An 18,369-nucleotide genomic window follows, 5' to 3' on the forward strand; every position below is an offset into this window, starting at 1 on the left:
TTATTATGAATAAGTATACAGATTGTATATCCTAAAGAATAGATACTATCTTTTATAGAGGGGTGTAGCCAATGAAAATTTTACTATTAGGCTCTACAGGGCGAGTTGGACAGTCTTTATTAAAAATGATGCTCAAAGATGAAAACGACGTTACTGTACTTGTCAGAGACCGCAATAAGCTAAAAATCAGTCATCCAAACCTACATATCTTACAAGGCGATGTACTTCATCAAGAAAATATCAACTTTGCCCTCAAGCACCAAGATATTGTAGTCAGCGCGTTAAATACAGATGGTGCAGAGACGATTTCAAAAAGTATACCGCTAATTATAAACAGCATGAAGTATTACGGCGTTCATCGTATTCTTACTATTGGAACTGCAGGCATCTTACAGTCACGAACAGAACCAGAAAAGTATCGTTTTCAATCAAATGAATCAAAGCGTAAAACGACCAGAGCAGCAGAAGATCATTTAAAAGGATACTTACACTTGAAGGAAAGTGATCTAAACTGGACTGTTATATGCCCAACATACTTGCCTGACGGTGAAGTAACAGGCACTTATCGAGTGGAAAAAGATATTTTACCAGCTGATGCGGTTAAAATTTCAACGGGAGATACCGCTCACTTTACCTACCATGAGATATGGGCTCAAAACTTCTCCAAATGCCGCGTTGGAATTGCTTATTGAAAAATCAGAAGAACTTTTCGTTTTCAAAACGAGAAGTTCTACATCCAGAAAATACCGATTATAGCTAATCCACCTAGAACAAAACCTCCTATTTGACCAACGAGAGCCGGTGTCAAAACAGGCTTTCCTTTTTCTTTCTCTAATGCGCTAATATCAAGCTTCATCTGATACATTTCTTCTTTTAAATCTTCAATCTGGCCGTGCAACGCTTGAATCTGACGTTCTTGGTCACTCATCGACTATCTTCCCCTCCCTTTTTATTTTTATCATATGCGTAAAAAAGTTAAAGCTTTACTTTTCAGCATCACTTTTTCTAAATGATAAAAACTCCTTTCCCCGGCTTTAGGATAAAAAACTCTTTCCTTCTCATAATAAAAAAGAATAGAGTCCTTAGTCACTGTTGAAAGGAGAACACGATGATAAAACTTGTGTTGATTCGGCACGGACAAAGCGTGTGGAATCTTGAAAATAAATTTACAGGCTGGACGGATGTAGATCTTTCTAAAAATGGATTGCAAGAAGCGCGAGAAGCTGGAAAAGTGCTAAAGAAAAACGAATATACTTTTGATATTGCCTATACTTCTGTTTTAAAACGATCCATTCGCACTCTATGGATTATCTTACATCAAATGGACTTCATGTGGATTCCTGTATACAAATCTTGGAGGTTGAATGAACGACACTACGGAGCTCTTCAAGGTTTGAACAAAGAAGAAACCGCAAAAAAATTTGGCGAAGAGCAAGTACATTTGTGGAGAAGGTCGATGAACGAACGCCCTCCTGCTTTAAAGACAACAGATATTCGCTATGAAGCTTCCAACCCTAAGTATAAGGAATTAGCTAAGGGACAATTTCCTGTAACGGAAAACTTAGCTGATACAGAAAAGCGGGTTCTAGAATATTGGAACGAAACTATTGCTCCTTCTATTAAAGCTGGCAAAAGAGTTATTATTTCCGCTCACGGTAATACGATTAGAGCTCTGATGCAGTATTTGGATAACATTTCACCTGATGGCATTGCGAACTTGAATATTCCCACAAGTGTGCCGCTTGTGTATGAGCTTGATGATAATTTAAAGCCCATTAGACATTATTACTTAGGCATCGACGGAGAGATTCCTACACATATTCCTTCTTCATAAAAAACGTGCCTAGATTGTAGGCACGTTTTTTTATGTGTTTGAACGAAAGTATTTTCTATACGCCCAGTGATTAGTAGGACCGTGTCCGGAACCAATTTCAAGCGTATGCTTAATCGCATAGTGAACAAAATCCGAGGCGGTTTGAACTGCTTCAACCACGCTTTTGCCTTTTGCTAGTTCAGCCGTGACGCAACCAGCAAACGTGCATCCCGTTCCGTGTGTATGCTTTGTATTCATCTTTTCATGCGTGATTTCAACGTACGTATGACCATCATACACTATATCAATCATATCTTGATGAGATTGATCATGTCCGCCTTTAATTACCACGTGCTTTACACCCAGCTCATGCATCTGTTTTGCCGCTTCTTTTCTGTCTTCAATCGTGTGAATTTCTTTACCCGTGATGACTTCCGCCTCCGGTATGTTCGGCGTAATGACTTCACAAAGAGGCAACAATTCTTTTAGAGCCTGTACAGCTTCTCTTTGAAGAAGAGATTGACCACCTTTTGCAATCATAACGGGATCAACTACAATATTTTGCAGTCCGTACTGTTTGATTTTACGAGCCACTGCGTAAATAATATCAGCACTGAACAACATACCTGTCTTCACTGCATTGGGAAATAAGTCAGTGGCAATTGAATCTAACTGCGTTTCAACTGCTTCTACTTCTAAAGGATAAACTCCTTGAACGCCAACTGTATTTTGTGCAGTCACAGCTGTAATAACAGACATGCCAAAAACGTCACGCTCTTGAAATGTTTTTAAATCTGCTTGAATTCCTGCTCCTCCACCGCTGTCTGATCCAGCAATGGTTAATGCTTTTGGTACTGTCATGCTTGAAACCTCCATCTCTTTCTTACCCAATATACCGATGATAAAGTGACTTTGCTTCTACTATATCGTTTGTTCCATGGACAAAGACTCGTCCATCTTGAAACATCACTAAACGGTAATCATCTACATAAAAAGAAAGCAGATACGGATTTTGTTCAATTTTATATCCTTTTTCTTTTAATCGTTCACCTAAAGACTGCAGCGGCTGCTTAGCTGATTTGCCCGGACGGATTTGTACCGTGTTTCTTCCGCATAGCACAGCTGTTTTCGTTTGATTTTCATATTGTAAAAAGGGATACGTTTGTTCACTGCCGCATGAGCGGCAAGCAGATTTGCGAAACACGTTCACATTGATGCTCGTATACTCATTTTTCCATACGTCAAACGAAACAAGTTCCCTTCTGAGCGCATTCCAGTCTCCGACTAATATTTTTAACACTTCTGTTACTTGATGAGCGACTACCATTTGTACAGCAGGACTAATAATCCCCACTGTATCACATGTTAACCCTCCAAGCGGTACAGACTCAAGCAAACAGGATAAACACGGTGTTTCACTTGGTATGATAGTATAACTAATTCCATAACTTCCGACACATGCTCCATAAATCCAAGGAATATCATATTTTTGTGATAAATCATTCATTACAAGGCGTGTGTCAAAATTATCGGTCGCATCAATCATAACATCTATCCCCTCAACAAGCTGTTCTAAAACTTGAGGGGTACCGTCTGCTACGTGCGCTTCTACTTTTACATCATGATTAATATCGTGAAGCCGTTTTTTAGCGGCAATTGCTTTTGGGATTCTTTTATCAGCATCTCTTTCACTATACAATTGCTGCCGCTGAAGGTTGCTCCACTCTACATAGTCCCGGTCAATGAGCGTTATTTTCTTTACCCCCGCTCGCGCAAGGGCCTCGGCGTTCCCTGTTCCAAGAGCACCTGCTCCTACAATCAGAACATGCTTTTCTTGAATTTGCTGCTGTCCGCCTTTTCCAATAGGTTGAAACAGTTCTTGGCGGGAATAACGATTAATCAACCGATACTCATCCCTTCTGTTGGACTGCTTGCCGTTGCATATTGTTTCTTTTCAATACGTCCTGCTTCAAATGCTGCTCTTCCTGCTTCAATCGCTAGCTTCATAGCACGAGCCATTTTCACAGGATCTTTTGCTCCTGAAACAGCTGTATTTAATAACACACCATCTGCTCCTAGCTCCATAGCTTGAGCCGCATCTGAAGCCGTTCCAATACCTGCATCTACAATTACTGGAACAGTTGATTGTTCAATGATAAAACGCATGTTCAACGGATTAATAATACCTTGACCTGAACCGATAGGCGAAGCTCCTGGCATAATGGCATGTACGCCTAACTCCTCTAAACGACGCGCAAGTAAAACATCATCTGATGTGTAAGGTAAAACGGTAAAGCCCTCCTTTAACAGCTCTTCACTAGCTTTTAATGTTTCAACTGGATCAGGAAGCAGCGTTTTATCACATCCAATTACTTCTACTTTCACCATGTCACAAAGTCCAGAAGCTTTAGCTAATTTAGCAATACGTACCGCTTCTTCTGCAGTTTTTGCTCCAGCCGTGTTAGGTAACAGAGTGAAACGCTTCACATCAAGCGCTTCTAGTAAATTAGGCTGATTTTGATCAAAAATATCCATTCGTCTAACAGCAAATGTTAAAATTTCTGTTTCCGACTCTTCTACCGCTTGACGCTGAGTCGTAAAGTCCGGAAATTTCCCTGTTCCTAATAATAAACGTGAATTAAATGTATATTGTCCAATTTTTAACATACTCTTCATCCTCCTCCTACAAATGAAACGACTTCTAATGTATCTCCATCTTTTAAACTTGCATCACTATGTTCTTCTTTTTGTAAAATGTTCTTGTTTAGCTCAACAATTACCACTCGTTCATGCAGGTTCTGAGCCTGCAACAAGTGCTCGACCGTTTCAATTTCATCTCCAACAGTAACGTTCTTACCATTAATGATTAGATTCAATGAACTCCCTCCATTACTCTCGTTAGCTGAAATGATGTAAAAAATGAATGATTCGGCTCTTTCCCTACCAAAGCATCAGCCATAATTTTTCCAGTTGCAGCACTTAATAAAATACCGTTTCGGTAGTGGCCAAACGCCATGTGTAGATTCGCTATTTCAGGATGCTCTCCTAAATAAGGCCAGCCATCATTTGTTTGTGGACGAAGACCTGCCCATGCTTTTTCAAATGTGGCTTCTTTAATAGCCGGCAGAAGCACAGCAGCTTTATCCAGCAGAAATTGAATACCTTGTGCAGAAACGGTCTTAGTAAAATCATGCTGCAGCTTAGTTGCCCCGATTACGATTCTTCCACCAGCCTTTGGCACTAAATAAAAACCTTCATCTAAAAAAATCGTTTTAGAAAGCAGCGGCTTATGACTTTGAAGAGCAATACACTCTCCTTTTACAGGAAATACCTGACCTAAATGTTCAGAAGAAATAAAACGTTTAGCCCATGAGCCTGCTGCGATCACTACTTTTCCTCCATAAAAAGAGCCTTTAGACGTCTGTACACCTTTTACTGTTTCATTTTCCGTAATAAGAGAATGAACGTCACAGTATTCAAATACATCTGCTCCGTGATACAAGGCTCCATGAGCAAGAGCATGTGTTAACTTAGCCGGAGCTAGCTGGCCGTCTCCAGGTATTGTAATGGCTCCGTATATGTCTGGAGAGAGCCCCGGTTCTAACAACCGCGCTTCTTTTACGTCGATCCATCTTACATCTTTGTCCCATTGATGATGCTGATCGGCTTTTTTCTTTAATACGTGTGCATCTTCTTCTGTTACAGCGACTTTTAATAAGCCTTTTTGAATAAGCTCTACGTCGATTGCCGTTTTTTCTTTTAGTTCCTTCACCAGTTCAGGAAACATACTTCTGCTCTTAATAGCAAGGTCTAAAAGAGGACCTTCTTCATCAATTTCAGCTTGAGCACCTAAAATACCAGCAGCTGCACTTGAAGCTTCACAACCAATTTGATTGCGCTCAAGAATGGCTACTGACGCTCCTTGTTTTGACAAATGATAAGCGATAGAAGAGCTAATTATGCCTCCTCCGACTAACAGTACATCATAATGCTGCTTCATTTTCTCCACCTCCAGATGTCCATATATGAGAATATTGTTTGATTGCTTTAAGCGGATCTTGCGCAAGCATGACACCAGACATCACAGCTATACCGTGTGCTCCTGTTTGCAGCACCTCTTTGGCATTTACAGGTGTAATTCCACCAATCGCAATAACTGGTATCTTCACAGCGTCTACTACTTCTTTTAACGCTGCTATCCCTCGGCTTTTTAATTCTTTTTTTGAATGAGTTGAATAAATATGTCCGTATAGAATATAGTGAGCTCCATCTTTTTCAGCTTCTAGAGCTTCTTCCACAGAGTGAACTGATTTTCCGACAATAAGAGAAGGAAATGCGTCTCTAACGCACGAAACGTCTAAACTATGATAGGCAAGCTGCACCCCTTTTGCTTTTAAAGCATGCGCTACATCAACTCGGTCATTTACAATAATTTTAGAGCGACAAAATGGCAGGCTTTCTAGTAAACATTGAATCTGCTTTGCTGTTTTCTTTTTTTCTCTAATATGAATGGCACCCGCAAAAGGCACGATAGCCGTTAAAATGTCCCGAACCTCTTCAATTGGCTGCTTATCTGTTGTAATGACATGAAATTTAGGAATATCCATATGATCGAAACCTTTCCATTCAGAATAAAGAGAAATTTCAATCACTTTATCTTGTGTAGAGGGCTTTATTACATACAAAAAAACCACCCTACAACGTAGAGTGGTTAGCATGTATCGTTATGTAAACATGATCGCCACTTCCCTACGCTGGTACAAACCAGATCAGGTTCAAAGGGTCCGAAATGCATTCGTCTCAGCTTCAAAAAGCTCCCCTAGTGATTGCTATTTATTGATTTTGTTTTTGCACTTAAAATTATAACACAACTAGATGTAAATACAATATCTCTTTATGCTCTTACGGCTCTCTTCCTTTTATAGATGTATCTTTTAAGCTTCTTTACTAAGAGGCCCGGCGCACCGCACCATTCTGCTTTTTATATGGTTAGTAATCGGTATAGTCGTCAAATTCTTCTTTGTCTTTTTCCTTTTTCCGATCCCATATAAACAGCAGGAGTAACATAATAAAAGTTAGAATATAAAAACCGTAAAAAATAAATGCCGCCACAACATTTATAAATAAAAATAAAAAACCGATGATCTGACCTGCAACAGCAACAATCAACAAAATGTATTTCCAAACTTCTGCTTTTCTATCCATTCTCTACTTCTCCGTCTTTTTGTTTTTCCCTACTAGAAACGTTCTCTTTATTTAAATAAAAACGTTCCTGCCAGTAAACCCACTGTAAATAAACCAATTGTTCCAAATGCTGAAATCCCCACGTACACCAACATTTTCTGATAAGATTTTTCTCGAATTAACTGCACGGTTTCCACACTAAACGTTGAAAAAGTGGTAAAAGCCCCGAAAAAACCAATGCCGATCATTAGAAATATTGAATCATTATAAGCATGACTCGGAACCTTTCCATAATAACTACCGTAAAAAAGACCAAGTCCAAACGCACCAAGCAAGTTAACAAACAGCATTGATACTGGAAAAGGAGGATTTGAAGCTGTTTTTGTAACCTTTAATCCCAAAAGATAACGGCATATGCCTCCAGCTGCCCCCCAAGTGCCAAGCTCACTATGCTCATTTACTTCACCTCATGTACTTTTACTAAATTTTTTCCTGCCGTTTCACCGCATAGATAGCCTGCTAAAGCAAAAAGGATTCCGCCTACTAAAGAGACAATGAAATAAATGGCTCCACCCCATAAATAATGCTGAGTGAGAGAAACGAAGTCTCCTGCAAACGTTGAATACGTGGTAAAACCGCCGCATAAGCCCACGCCTAGTCCAAGCTTGATCCATTCCTTTGGCTGTTTCCACGCAAAAAATCCCGTTAATAGTCCTAATATGAAGCTACCTAATAGGTTTTCAATTACTGTTCCTATTGGATACCCCGTATATAATAAGGAAAGATTTAGAAAATAACGTGCATACGTACCAGCGATAGCACCAAAGGCAATTGAGATTAAGTTTATGGCTTTCATCATATCGCTCCGTTTCATAAATTCTTCTTTAAGTGTACCATAAGGAATTTATTTCTACCTTAACATTTAACTATATGTTTATTGCACCAAAAGTCATGAAAAAATGAAAGAGAAAATCGTCGCATGAAACTTCCTTTTTACTCCTCGGATATCCCTTAAAAATCCATTTAATCCAAATTCTAAAATCTTTCTGTATCCTTATGACAAACCGTGTATAGAAGGTATATTTCCCTTATTTTAAGTCACATTAATCGTATAAGTTTTTTTTGTTGACTTTTGCTGTGTTCTTGTTTAGTATCACAGAGTATCATTTCCTATCAGAATACTAGGGGGTTTAGAAAATGAAGAAATTTGCTGCACTTTTGTCGCTACTATTAGCTTTCACAGTTGTGCTTGCCGCATGCGGTTCTAGCTCAAAAAATGAAGCAAACAATGGAGACAATAAATCTTCACAAGAGGATTTATATAATAAAGTGAAAAAAGATGGTGTATTAACAATTGGAACTGAAGGTACATACCCTCCGTTCACTTTTCATGATGACAAACAAAAGCTAACTGGGTTTGATGTAGAATTGGCTCAAGAAGTAGCTAAACGTCTTGGCGTAAAAGCTGAGTTCAAAGAAACACAGTGGGATGGCATGTTTGCTGGATTAGATGCTAAACGATTTGACATGATTGCTAATGAAGTTGGTATTCGTGAAGATCGTCAAAAGAAATACGATTTCTCTGATCCATACATCCAGTCAGGGGCTGTATTAATTGTTCGTAAAGACGAAAAAGATATCAAATCATTTAAAGATTTAAAAGGAAAAAAATCAGCGCAGTCATTAACAAGTAACTATAAAGACATGGCTCAATCTTATGGTGCAAACATTACGAGTGCTGAAGGTTTTGCTCAAGCAGTAGAACTAATGAGCGCAAACCGTGTTGATGCTACAATCAACGATAAATTATCGTTCCTTGACTATAAGAAAAAGCACCCTAACGCACCTATCAAAATCGCGGATGAAAAATCCGATGGTGCTGCAAGCGGCTTTATGTTTAGAAAAGACAGCGGTAAGTTAGTGGATGAAGTAAACAAAGCATTGAAAGATATGAAAAAAGACGGAACATACGCAAAAATTTCTAAGAAATGGTTTGGCGAAGATGTTTCTCCTAAATAATATTTTCCCTGATGGAGAGCGATTGAATCAATTGATTTCAATCGCTCAATCATCTCTCTTACCAATGCTAAAGGGAGCTATTCAATATTCTATTCCACTAACATTAATCACGTTTGTACTCGGTATCATTTTAGCTGTCTTAACAGCCTTGGCTCGTTTATCATCTATAAAAGTTTTAAATATAATTGCGCGCATCTATGTATCGATTATTCGAGGTACACCGCTGCTTGTGCAATTATTTATTATTTTCTACGGCTTACCCAATTTAGATATAACAATTGACCCATTTATCTCTGCTATTATTGGATTTTCATTAAGTGTAGGTGCGTATGCATCTGAAATTATCCGAGCAGCGATTCAATCTATTCCTAAAGGACAGTGGGAAGCTGGCTACTCACTTGGTATGACCTATTCCCAAGCGTTAAGACGGATTATTTTACCGCAAGCAGCACGTGTATCGATTCCGCCATTATCTAACTCTTTTATTAGCCTTATTAAAGATACGTCACTTGCATCGCTTATTCTTGTTTCTGAGATGTTCCGTAAAGCTCAAGAAATTGCTTCGACTAACTATGAATTTTTACTTCTTTATAGTGAAGCAGCGCTCTTGTACTGGATTATGTGTACAATCTTATCCATTATCCAAGGACGCATTGAAATAAGACTAGATCGTTACGTATCTAAATAACCGTTTCGAGTAGCTAAAGGAGTTTTTCATATGATTAATATCAAAAATTTGCATAAATCATTCGGTGATTTGCAAGTATTAAAAGGGATTGATTTAGAAGTTGAACAGGGCAAGGTAATTGTATTAATTGGTCCTTCTGGATCGGGTAAAACTACTTTTTTACGTTGCTTAAATCTTTTAGAAATCCCAACAGACGGCACGATTGAACTTGATAAAAAAAGCATGAATTTCACCAAACCTGTTCGTAAAAAAGACATTACTTCATTTCGAAGCCTAACAGGTATGGTCTTTCAAAACTATAACTTATTTCCTCATAAAAGTGCGCTTGAAAATGTTATGGAAGGTCCTGTAATTGTAAAAGGCGTTTCTACTCAAGAGGCAGAAAAAAGAGGTAAAGAATTGTTAACACGCGTTGGCTTAGGCGATAAGCTCGACTTTTACCCTTTCCAGCTGTCTGGCGGACAACAACAGCGTGTTGGCATCGCCAGAGCAATGGCGATGGACCCAAAAGTTATGCTATTTGATGAGCCTACTTCAGCTCTTGACCCTGAGCTTGTAGGAGACGTTCTTCAAGCGATGAAAGACCTGGCAAAAGAAGGAATGACGATGGTGGTGGTAACTCACGAAATGCGCTTTGCCCGTGAAGTAGCAGATGAAGTTATTTTTATGGATCAAGGTGTCATTATGGAAAGAGGTACACCGGATCAAATATTTTCAAATCCTCAACAAGAGCGGACACGTCAATTCTTGAATATGATTCATTAAAAAGGTTGCACATTTTCACGTGCAACCTTTTTCTTTATTTGGCTACTGCTTTTTTCATTAAATCTGTAATGTACGCAAAGAATGCTTCAGCTGTGACGTCATACACGACGTCTACAGGTCGTCCCTCTTCAGAAATTTCTGTTCTTCCTTGTCTTGGTGTTTCTGTATACACAATACTCGAAACGGTTTTTACCTTCACAAGTGTTGAATTCCCTGTAAATGCTGTTGTGAGTACATCCCACAAATAATAAGTCGAATTGGTTTCAACATGCACAAGCGGTGGGCAAGCCGCGTAGCACTGCCCTACAAAGTCTACTCCTTCATACCTGCGAAGTGAAGCCCACATTTGGCGAATAGCCGGCGTTAATGGAACTTGATTCGTGCTTTCTAAAGCAACCATCTCAATTTTAATGCTGCTTTCCCATACTTTTGCTACTGCTTCTGGATCCCAAAAAGCATTCCATTCCGCCGTTCCATCATGTTCAGGCTCCTGCACATTTCCTACTTCTTGAAATGTACCGCCCATCCACACTAACTTGTCAATTTTCTCTTCTATTTCCGGCGCTTTTTCAAGTGCTCTTGCCAAATCAGTTAGCGGTCCTGTAAATAATAAAGTCGTTTTTCCGTCGGTGTGCTGCAATGTTTCAATTAAATGATCATGAGCAGGAAGCTGACTTATTTTTGTTTGCACTTTCCCTTTTTCATTTAAAATCGGGAGCGCATCTACATAAAACGTATGCATGCGCCATTCTTTTGGAAATGGATTCATACCGCGTGACGTAGATTTGGCTACCTCGATATCATAACTTCCAAAACGATCAATAATTTTTTGGCTTGCGCTGATACCTGGCTCTAGATATCCGTCAGCAGGAATAACAGATACCCCCGTTACCTTTACATCATCCATTTGCAGCAGTAAAAAAAGCGATACTAAATCATCAATGCCTGCATCATGGTTAAAATATACGTTTGTGCTCATGTCTCTTCTCCTCTTTTCTATGTATTGCTAACTAATAGCTATACCGCTATTTTATAATGAAATGATCTCTTTCGTAATCAAAGTATTAGGAACTTCTTTTACTATTTTCTATAATGGGTATAGAAATAAGGTAATCTATGTATAGATGTATACATCTCAGTATAGAAAGGAGAAATAAAATGGAGCAATCATTTTCAGCATTAATAGTAGATAAAAAAAGTGAAGACCAAGTGGAGGCGTCTGTCCAAGAACTGACGCTAAACGATTTGCCAGAAGGCGATGTACTTATTCGCGTTCATTATTCAGGGGTGAATTATAAAGATAGCTTAGCCAGCATCGCAAACGGCAATATTGTGACAAGCTATCCATTTGTTCCAGGTATTGACCTAGCAGGAATCGTTGTATCTTCTGACAGCCCTGATTTTAAAGAAGGTGATCGTGTCATCGCAACAAGCTATGACATTGGCGTATCACACTTTGGAGGCTACAGTGAGTATGCGCGCGTACCCAGCGAATGGATTGTCCCTCTTCCTGAAAATTTAACGTTAAAAGAAGCAATGATTATCGGAACAGCGGGCTTTACAGCTGCTTTATCTGTGCATCGCTTAGAGGAAAACCATACTAGTCCATCTAACGGCTCTGTGCTTGTAACAGGCGCTACGGGAGGTGTAGGAAGCTTTGCGGTTGCCATTCTTTCAAAATTAGGCTACAAAGTGGAAGCAAGTACGGGAAAAAGCTCGGAAGCAGCTTATTTGAAAGAGCTTGGCGCTTCCTCTATTGTAGCGCGTGAAGACGTTTATAACGGCAAATTAAAAGCATTAGGCAAGCAAAAATGGGCCGCTGCGGTGGATCCTGTGGGTGGAGAGCCTCTAGCTTCTGTCCTCAGTCAAATTCAGTACGGAGGCTCTGTAGCGGTCAGCGGGCTAACAGCTGGAGGCAAAGTGCCAACAACCGTCTTTCCCTTCATTTTAAGAGGGATTAATTTACTCGGTATCGATTCTGTTTACTGTCCAATGAATACTCGAAAAGAGATTTGGAATAGACTCGCTAATGACTTTAAGCCTGAAAGCTTCGAACCTTTCATTCAGCAGGAAATTTCACTACAACAGCTCCCTGAGGTACTTCCGACTTTATTAGAAGGACAAGCTCGAGGACGAACAATTGTGAAGCTATAAAAAAAACGGAGAAACCTAGGTTTCTCCGTTTTTTACAAACAGAAGCATGTTATTATGCATCTATTTTTGCTATTAAATCCGTCACTAATTCTTTCATGGTCACATCGGCTAAGACTTGTTCCATGGCATCTTGAGAACGTTTTAAAATCAATTCAAGAACACTTTGAATATTGGCTCCTACAGGACACTCCACATTCGGATTTTCATGCATTTGAAACAATTCTCCTTCTTCCACTGCTGCCACCGCTCGATAAACGTCTAACAACGTTATCTCTTCTAAATCTTTCAATAGATAAGCTCCGCCAGCTCCGGCTTTTACACTCACGAGTCCAGCTTTCTTTAACATCCCAATTACTCGTCTTATAACAACAGGATTTGTATTTACACTGCTAGCAATCCACTCTGAAGTACTAGGATGACTGCTATCTACTTTAATTAAAGATAGTATGTGAACGGCCACGGTGAATCGACTGCTAATTTTCATTGCTCTCACTCCTATTTTGTTGTAATCATTATAGTTACAACATTTATGAAAGTCAAGCATGCTTTTTTAGAAAAGAATGTCCTCTTCTACCGCCTCATAAAAACGCAGCGTTTTCTTGATTTCCATTGCTTCAGAACATGCTTTCGTTTTCTTTTTATTCGCTTCTTTATGTTCATTCACATGTTCTTCTCTTGAAATCCAAGCTTGAAAGAACTGTTTTTCTTCCCACTTGGATACAAAGACATATTCAACTTTTTCAGCAGAATCTTTTTTCCAGCATTCGAACGATAAATTTCCTTTAGCTGCTTCAATTTCCGCTTTGTTTTTCTTAGCTTTTTGCTTGAGCTGTTCTTCAAATTTCTTTTCCGTTTCAAAACTTGCGTTTGCAACAAACATCTTATCTTCCTTTCTAAATGAAAGTAATTCTCATTTGATTATTGCATAGTAATTTTATTTTTTCAATTTATATGGATAAGTTACAGAAGCACAAAAAGACCGCTGTTTAAGCGGTCTTCTGTTTTACAAATGTTTTCTATGCACTGTTTTTCCATCATACGTAAAGGCGATTGGCTTGCCTTCCATCATCGTTTCTAAATGAACCGGTCGGCCCCAAAGCTGATGAACATACGGTACCACTTTTTCTAAGTATTTGACATCTAATTCAATTCCTTCATACCAGTGCTTTAAATAAAGCTCTCCATTTTTTAAATAGTCTCCATTCGTTACTGTGATATAAGGAAAGCCTCCGTTTACGCGCATGTTAACAAGCTGGTCTCTGACTTCCGTCCATTCTTTGTCGACGATTTTATAATCTTTTCCTTGCTTTTGGAATAAATACATGTCCTCGCGCATAACTAAATCTTTTGTTAAGTAATTGCGGATGAAGGAAATATCTGATTCAACTTCACGTACCTCAAACATCTTCTCTCTTCCTGACCCCGGCTCTACGCCTCGGCGAATCATATCTTCTGTTGGATTGTTGTAACGTTCTTCAATATCTTCAAATATTTTTAATCCTAAATAATATGGATTGATTCCCGTCTTAGATGGCTGCACAACCCCTGCATTTAGCTTGGCGAATTCTATCGCTTCATCACTCGTTAAGTCCATTTCTCGAATAATGCGCTGATGCCAAAAAGAAGCCCAGCCTTCATTCATAATTTTTGTTTCAAGCTGCGGCCAGAAATAAAGCATTTCTTCTCGCATCATCGTTAAAATATCCCGCTGCCAATCCTCTAAATAAGGACTGTATTCTTCAATAAATAATAAGATGTCTTTTTCAGGCTGAGGCGGAAATTTTTTAAAAGACTTTGGAGGTTTTGGTTTTTTCTTTTCTTTATAGTCCAAATTCCATAAATCATCATAAGGAGAAATGATTTCTTCTTCCGATGATTCTACATCATCTATGCTCCAAGAAAGCTTGGCACGCATAAGAGACGGATCAATATGTTCCTGAATCGATAAGACAGCATCCAAAAACTTTTCTACTTCACGCTTACCGTGCTTTACTTCGTATTCTTTAATTCGATCAGCGGTCGCTGCCATACTTTCTACCATATCCCGTTTCGTGTTGGCAAAACGGCTGTTATTTTTAAAGAAGTCACAGTGAGCTAACACGTGAGCTACAATTAATTTATTTTGAATAAGCGCATTGGAATCCAATAAAAATGCATAACAAGGATCTGAATTGATAACTAATTCATAAATTTTACTCAATCCAAGATCGTAGTGTAATTTCATTTTGTAAAATTGTTTTCCAAAGCTCCAATGTGAAAAACGAGTTGGCATCCCATATGCACCAAACGTATAAATAATATCTGCCGGGCAAATTTCATAGCGCATCGGATAAAAATCCAGGCCGAAACCGCTAGCTATTTCCGTAATTTCATCAATCGCACGGTATAATTGCTTATAATCTGCTTCTTTCACGACAGCTCCCCCTTTCACTCCTTACTTCAATCTATGTACAAACATGTCAATTCATGTGTTTTCATCAAAAAGAAGCTTTATTTTTTCAAGAAAAGGGGATTTTTATTTAGTTGTCTTAAATAATGGATGTAATTTAAGTGTTACGCTGCATCATTCTTTGCCTTTCTTATCATTTAGCTGGTGCTGTACGTTTATTCTTCTTACATAATGACTACAACCTCTTTTAATTATGCACTGGTCTTTTGCCCAACATTTACAGCGTAAGAATTCCCGCAAATATCATACACTAATTTCAACTCCTCAAAAGGAGGAACGTTATTAATGGATGTAATTGATTATGATCGAGCTTTATATTACACACACCGTTCACAATGGGATAACTTATTAATTTTAATGGTTCGAACAGACGACGATTTTCTTTCAAAAAAGATTGAACATTTTTTGCACGCCTACAATTTTGAACGAAACTACCGCATCATTCAAGAAGAGCTCTATTCTTTACTACGCTACATTGATCATGCAACGGAATATTCGGAGCACAACCCGGAGCTTCTGGAAGAATCATTGTACTAGTATTTTTGATACACACACTTGGACAAAGAAGGGATGAATTCCCTTCTTTATTTTTTTATGTTGCACTAAAAATATGCATATTTTATTTCAAAAAACATCAAATAATATATGTAAACATATTTATTTTTATCGTTGACATAAAAGTGAATTCGACGTACAATCTTCAGTACATACGCTAAGATATTTCAGTACATACTGGGAGGAACATATATGAATACTAAAAGGTTTCGCACATTAGATTTAACATTAGCTGGTATGTTTGCAGCTCTTATGGCTATTGGTGCAAACATTACTTCTTGGGCACCTTTTTTACAAGTAGGCGGCGTGCCTCTTTCGCTTCAGCCTTTTTTTGTTATATTAGCAGGACTTTTACTTGGGAGCCGAATGGGTTCTATTTCGATGATTGTATATGTATTAATTGGCATTGCCGGCGCTCCGGTATTTGCTCAATTTAAAGCAGGAATTGGTATTTTATTTGGAAGCACCGGCGGCTTTTTGCTTTCTTATATTGTCGCTGCATTTATCACAGGAAAAATTATGGAAATGCGCGGCAAGCCGACTTTTTCTATCTTTTTAATTTCATCGCTAGTTGGTATTGCCGTTATTTATTTAATTGGTACTACGTATATGTATATAGCGGTTAACTACTGGCTTGAAGCTCCTGCAATGACATATGCAGCTGCTTGGAAGATTATGTCGTGGTTTGCCGTAAAGGATCTTATTTTCACTGTTCTTGGGGCTATGCTTGCTCCGAGAATTTATAAGGCCCTACGATCTTCTTCATATTTGTCAAATACGCAATCAAATAAAGTATCCTAAAAGAAGCCTGCTCAAGTTTGAGCAGGCTTTATTTTTATACCGTTTTCACTTTATCTAGTACACGCTCCACTTCACCCATTACAGCTGTTTGTACAGCTTCTAAATGGGCAATGCTCGTTGCTTCATCTTCTGACACGACGCCAAAATAGAACTTCACCTTTGGCTCTGTACCAGACGGACGAAGGCAGAACCAAGAACCGTCCTCTAAGATATATTTTAATACATTTGATTTTGGTAATGTAATCTCTTCTACTTTTCCTGCTTTAATATGCTGGCGCTCACTTAATGTATAATCCTCTACAACCGAAACATTTAACCCTGCAATGTCAGTAGGAGGCTCATTTCTAAATGTAGCCAAAATATGCTGAATTTGCTCAGATCCTTCTTTTCCTTTAAGCGTTAAAGATTTCAGACCTTCACGATAGAAACCATATTTAGTAAACACTTGCTGAAGCGCTTCATATAGCGTCATGCCCTGCTTTTTATAATAAGCACAAGCTTCTACCGCTAGAATGGCTGCTTGTACAGCGTCTTTGTCACGAGCAAAGTCACCAATTAAATAGCCGTAGCTTTCTTCATAGCCGAATTGGAATGTATACTCGCCCGTTTGCTCATATTGCTTAATTTTTTCACCGATAAATTTAAAACCTGTTAGAGTGTCAACAACTTGCAATCCAAATGAACGAGCAATTTGTGCGCCGATTTCTGACGTTACAATCGTTTTTAACACAACGCCATTAGCAGGCAGCACACCTTTTTCTTTCTTTTGAGAAAGCAAATAGTGAAGCAATAAAGCACCGGTTTGGTTTCCTGTTAATAACGCATATTCGCCGCTTGGATCTTTGACAGCAATTCCTAAACGGTCTGCATCTGGATCCGTTGCGATTAAGATATCGGCATCAATTTCTTTTCCTTTACGAACAGCATATTCAAATGCAGCCGGCTCTTCAGGATTCGGAGATTTAACCGTCGAGAAATTCGGATCAGGAAGTTCTTGTTCTTCAATAACCGTAACATTTCCGTAACCGATGGATTGAAGCGCGTTGCGAACTGGCTTATTAGCTGTACCATGTAGAGGTGTAAAAACTACCTTTAAGTCTTTACCTATTTCAGAAGCTAGCTCTGGATTAATTAAAATCGTTTTTAGCTTCTCATTGTATGCTTCGTCAATCGCTGAACCAATCATTTCAATAAGACCTTTTTCTTTTAGCTCCGCTTCAGATTGAACAGCTAATGTAAGTTCATTTTCCACAGCATTTACAAAGCCAACTAGTTCATCAGCTTCTTTTGGCGGCAACTGACCACCGTCTGGACCATATACTTTGTATCCATTATATTCAGGAGGATTGTGGCTCGCTGTAATAACAATACCTCCAAATGCGTTTAACTCACGCACTGCAAATGAAAGTTCAGGTGTTGGTCTTAGCTCTTCAAATACATACGTTTTAATTCCGTGACTTGCTAATGTTTTTGCTGCTTCCATCGCAAATTCAGGCGATTTGTGGCGAGAATCATATGCAATGACTACGCCTTGCTTGATAGCTTCTTCGCCAGCTTGTTTAATGTACTCAGCAAAGCCTTCAGAAGCTTTTCGGATTGTATATGTATTCATACGGTTTGTACCCGCTCCAATTTCTCCACGCATTCCGCCTGTTCCAAATTCCAATGTTTTGTAAAAACTATCTTCTAATTGTTTTTCATCACCTTTGATTGCATCCAAATTTTGACGTAATTCAGGATCTAAATTTGGGTGATTAATCCAAGATGTATACGTTTCTTTCCAACTCATAAAAAAAAGCCCCCTTATATAAATGTAAATATGTATGAAAAGAGAAAAACGAGTAATCGTCTTTCTCTTTTTTTAACAGTCATATTATATTTCTTCGTCAAAATTTGACTTCCTGCTATTATATTATGGCTGTATTGACAAATTTTGAGGTA

General features: G+C 38.6%; 23 protein-coding genes and 1 riboswitch. Of the genes, 8 read left to right on the forward strand and 15 right to left on the reverse strand.

Annotation, left to right across the window (positions count from 1 at the left end; all coding sequences use genetic code 11):
- Window positions 1–71 precede the first annotated feature (71 nt).
- Window positions 72–692, forward strand: a complete 621-nt coding sequence (locus ACO1DI_RS16930) for an NAD(P)-dependent oxidoreductase (RefSeq protein WP_316911670.1) — start codon at window positions 72–74, stop codon at window positions 690–692.
- A 38-nt stretch (window positions 693–730) separates the two neighbouring features.
- Here the strand turns inward: ACO1DI_RS16930 and ACO1DI_RS16935 are convergent, their stop codons facing one another.
- Window positions 731–928, reverse strand: a complete 198-nt coding sequence (locus ACO1DI_RS16935) for a hypothetical protein (RefSeq protein WP_014461693.1) — start codon at window positions 926–928, stop codon at window positions 731–733.
- A gap of 180 nt (window positions 929–1,108) precedes the next feature.
- Between ACO1DI_RS16935 and gpmA the strand changes: the two genes are divergently transcribed.
- Window positions 1,109–1,834: a 2,3-diphosphoglycerate-dependent phosphoglycerate mutase gene (gene gpmA / locus ACO1DI_RS16940; RefSeq protein ID WP_014461694.1), complete on the forward strand. Its 726-nt coding sequence runs from the start codon at window positions 1,109–1,111 to the stop codon at window positions 1,832–1,834.
- Between the two features lie 30 nt (window positions 1,835–1,864).
- Here gpmA and thiD read toward each other — a convergent pair whose 3' ends face one another.
- From thiD to ACO1DI_RS16985, 9 genes are all read right to left on the reverse strand, one after another.
- Window positions 1,865–2,674: a bifunctional hydroxymethylpyrimidine kinase/phosphomethylpyrimidine kinase gene (gene thiD / locus ACO1DI_RS16945; RefSeq protein ID WP_042992349.1), complete on the reverse strand. Its 810-nt coding sequence runs from the start codon at window positions 2,672–2,674 to the stop codon at window positions 1,865–1,867.
- Window positions 2,675–2,696: 22 nt separating this feature from the next.
- A complete protein-coding gene (locus ACO1DI_RS16950) occupies window positions 2,697–3,716 on the reverse strand; it encodes a thiazole biosynthesis adenylyltransferase ThiF (protein ID WP_423145484.1) in 1,020 nt (339 codons plus the stop codon).
- Window positions 3,713–4,480 (reverse strand): thiazole synthase, encoded by a 768-nt coding sequence (locus ACO1DI_RS16955; RefSeq protein WP_014461697.1) that lies wholly within the window; start codon window positions 4,478–4,480, stop codon window positions 3,713–3,715. Before ACO1DI_RS16955 ends, ACO1DI_RS16950 begins: the two co-directional genes overlap by 4 nt.
- A 5-nt stretch (window positions 4,481–4,485) precedes the next feature.
- Window positions 4,486–4,689, reverse strand: coding sequence for a sulfur carrier protein ThiS (thiS, locus tag ACO1DI_RS16960; RefSeq protein WP_182421535.1), 204 nt, complete (start codon window positions 4,687–4,689; stop codon window positions 4,486–4,488).
- Entirely contained in the window at window positions 4,686–5,813 is a 1,128-nt protein-coding gene (gene thiO / locus ACO1DI_RS16965) for a glycine oxidase ThiO (protein WP_115653020.1), read from the reverse strand. The genes thiS and thiO overlap by 4 nt, the downstream gene beginning before the upstream one ends.
- Complete coding sequence (locus tag ACO1DI_RS16970) at window positions 5,797–6,420, reverse strand: thiamine phosphate synthase (RefSeq protein WP_140451899.1); 624 nt, start codon at window positions 6,418–6,420, stop codon at window positions 5,797–5,799. Before ACO1DI_RS16970 ends, thiO begins: the two co-directional genes overlap by 17 nt.
- Window positions 6,421–6,542: 122 nt before the next feature.
- Window positions 6,543–6,644: riboswitch (TPP riboswitch) on the reverse strand.
- A gap of 158 nt (window positions 6,645–6,802) precedes the next feature.
- Window positions 6,803–7,018, reverse strand: coding sequence for a hypothetical protein (locus ACO1DI_RS16975; RefSeq protein WP_013055279.1), 216 nt, complete (start codon window positions 7,016–7,018; stop codon window positions 6,803–6,805).
- A gap of 47 nt (window positions 7,019–7,065) precedes the next feature.
- Window positions 7,066–7,398, reverse strand: a complete 333-nt coding sequence (locus ACO1DI_RS16980; RefSeq protein ID WP_423145485.1) for a fluoride efflux transporter FluC — start codon at window positions 7,396–7,398, stop codon at window positions 7,066–7,068.
- Between the two features lie 56 nt (window positions 7,399–7,454).
- Window positions 7,455–7,853, reverse strand: coding sequence for a fluoride efflux transporter FluC (locus ACO1DI_RS16985; RefSeq protein ID WP_116740308.1), 399 nt, complete (start codon window positions 7,851–7,853; stop codon window positions 7,455–7,457).
- Between the two features lie 341 nt (window positions 7,854–8,194).
- Between ACO1DI_RS16985 and ACO1DI_RS16990 the strand changes: the two genes are divergently transcribed.
- Genes ACO1DI_RS16990 through ACO1DI_RS17000 form a run of 3 tightly spaced genes read left to right on the forward strand, consistent with a single transcriptional unit; the run spans window position 8,195 to window position 10,469 of the window.
- Window positions 8,195–9,016, forward strand: a complete 822-nt coding sequence (locus tag ACO1DI_RS16990; RefSeq protein WP_013081647.1) for an amino acid ABC transporter substrate-binding protein — start codon at window positions 8,195–8,197, stop codon at window positions 9,014–9,016.
- Window positions 9,000–9,704, forward strand: coding sequence for an amino acid ABC transporter permease (locus tag ACO1DI_RS16995; RefSeq protein WP_013055275.1), 705 nt, complete (start codon window positions 9,000–9,002; stop codon window positions 9,702–9,704). Before ACO1DI_RS16990 ends, ACO1DI_RS16995 begins: the two co-directional genes overlap by 17 nt.
- A gap of 30 nt (window positions 9,705–9,734) precedes the next feature.
- Entirely contained in the window at window positions 9,735–10,469 is a 735-nt protein-coding gene (locus tag ACO1DI_RS17000; protein WP_013081645.1) for an amino acid ABC transporter ATP-binding protein, read from the forward strand.
- A 34-nt stretch (window positions 10,470–10,503) separates the two neighbouring features.
- On the opposite strand, the gene ACO1DI_RS17005 is transcribed toward ACO1DI_RS17000, so the two are convergent.
- Window positions 10,504–11,448: a nucleoside hydrolase gene (locus ACO1DI_RS17005; RefSeq protein WP_014461703.1), complete on the reverse strand. Its 945-nt coding sequence runs from the start codon at window positions 11,446–11,448 to the stop codon at window positions 10,504–10,506.
- A 179-nt stretch (window positions 11,449–11,627) separates the two neighbouring features.
- On the opposite strand from ACO1DI_RS17005, the gene ACO1DI_RS17010 reads away from it, so the two are divergent.
- Window positions 11,628–12,623, forward strand: coding sequence for an NADPH:quinone oxidoreductase family protein (locus ACO1DI_RS17010; RefSeq protein WP_014461704.1), 996 nt, complete (start codon window positions 11,628–11,630; stop codon window positions 12,621–12,623).
- Between the two features lie 52 nt (window positions 12,624–12,675).
- Here the strand turns inward: ACO1DI_RS17010 and ACO1DI_RS17015 are convergent, their stop codons facing one another.
- The 3 genes from ACO1DI_RS17015 to ACO1DI_RS17025 all read right to left on the reverse strand — a co-directional run bounded on the left by ACO1DI_RS17015 (window position 12,676) and on the right by ACO1DI_RS17025 (window position 15,036).
- Complete coding sequence (locus ACO1DI_RS17015; RefSeq protein WP_423145486.1) at window positions 12,676–13,107, reverse strand: Rrf2 family transcriptional regulator; 432 nt, start codon at window positions 13,105–13,107, stop codon at window positions 12,676–12,678.
- Window positions 13,108–13,173: 66 nt separating this feature from the next.
- Entirely contained in the window at window positions 13,174–13,503 is a 330-nt protein-coding gene (locus tag ACO1DI_RS17020) for an antibiotic biosynthesis monooxygenase family protein (RefSeq protein ID WP_423145487.1), read from the reverse strand.
- A 123-nt stretch (window positions 13,504–13,626) separates the two neighbouring features.
- Window positions 13,627–15,036 (reverse strand): SpoVR family protein, encoded by a 1,410-nt coding sequence (locus tag ACO1DI_RS17025; RefSeq protein ID WP_014461707.1) that lies wholly within the window; start codon window positions 15,034–15,036, stop codon window positions 13,627–13,629.
- 321 nt (window positions 15,037–15,357) lie between these two features.
- Between ACO1DI_RS17025 and ACO1DI_RS17030 the strand changes: the two genes are divergently transcribed.
- The gene (locus tag ACO1DI_RS17030; protein WP_013055267.1) at window positions 15,358–15,609 is read left to right on the forward strand and encodes a YhdB family protein; all 252 of its coding nucleotides are present in this window, start codon (window positions 15,358–15,360) and stop codon (window positions 15,607–15,609) included.
- Window positions 15,610–15,819: 210 nt separating this feature from the next.
- Complete coding sequence (locus ACO1DI_RS17035) at window positions 15,820–16,428, forward strand: biotin transporter BioY (protein WP_014461709.1); 609 nt, start codon at window positions 15,820–15,822, stop codon at window positions 16,426–16,428.
- Between the two features lie 34 nt (window positions 16,429–16,462).
- Here the strand turns inward: ACO1DI_RS17035 and ACO1DI_RS17040 are convergent, their stop codons facing one another.
- Window positions 16,463–18,217 carry a phospho-sugar mutase gene (locus tag ACO1DI_RS17040; protein WP_014461710.1) on the reverse strand — a complete coding sequence of 585 codons (1,755 nt, stop codon included), beginning with the start codon at window positions 18,215–18,217 and terminating at the stop codon, window positions 16,463–16,465.
- Window positions 18,218–18,369: the final 152 nt, after the last annotated feature.

The organism is Priestia sp. 40 (assembly GCF_049368575.1).
GTDB classification, from domain to species: domain Bacteria; phylum Bacillota; class Bacilli; order Bacillales; family Bacillaceae_H; genus Priestia; species Priestia zanthoxyli.